2 pseudogenes are annotated in these 537 nt (G+C 68.7%); both read right to left on the bottom strand.

The window, feature by feature from the left end:
• A pseudogene (locus tag HNV26_RS37425) lies at positions 1–213 on the bottom strand (hypothetical protein); the annotation flags it as partial.
• An 8-nt stretch (positions 214–221) separates the two neighbouring features.
• Positions 222–537 (bottom strand): annotated as a pseudogene (locus tag HNV26_RS37420) (DUF2924 domain-containing protein); the annotation flags it as partial.

The raw sequence follows: 537 nt of genomic DNA, 5'->3' as shown, positions 1-537 counted from the left end.
CGGGGTGCGCAGCTCCACCTGGGCGGCAAGAAGCAGGAGGGCCGCGTTGCGCTGGCGTGCGGAGGTGCCCTGGGGAAATGTGACTTCGGCTTCCGGCTGTAATTCGCAGCCGCTGCTGTGAAGGGCCAGCTTCACCTCTACGCGCGCCCCTATGAGCGCCCTGCGAAGTGCCACCGACACGAGGGCGTCGGTGGCTTGTTCCTTTGTCGCCATGGCGAGCCTTACTCCTCAGCCTTCGGGGCGAAGTGCGCGGCAGCCTCGGTGGCGCCCATGGCCGTGAGTTCCCGGTGCACCGCGCGCATGAAGAAGCGGGTCCGACTCGGCAGGCCCGCGTCGCGCCAGGCCTTGTCCAGGGCGTCCAGGGCCTCTGCGTCGAGGGAGAGGGGGATGACGCGCTTGCCGTCCTCGCGAACCTTCACCTCGCGCTCGGGGCGGGGGCCTACGTTGATTCGTCCAGCCTCCGCCTCCCGAATCTTCCACTGGAGGTAGTCGACGTTGCTGCTGCCCGTCGGGCGCCCGACGACTTCGCGGTACTTC

The sequence above is a fragment of the Myxococcus xanthus genome (assembly GCF_013116825.1).
Taxonomy (GTDB): domain Bacteria; phylum Myxococcota; class Myxococcia; order Myxococcales; family Myxococcaceae; genus Myxococcus; species Myxococcus xanthus_B.
Note: the sequence above shows the minus strand (reverse complement) of the source record. Positions and strands in the feature narration are given on the sequence as shown.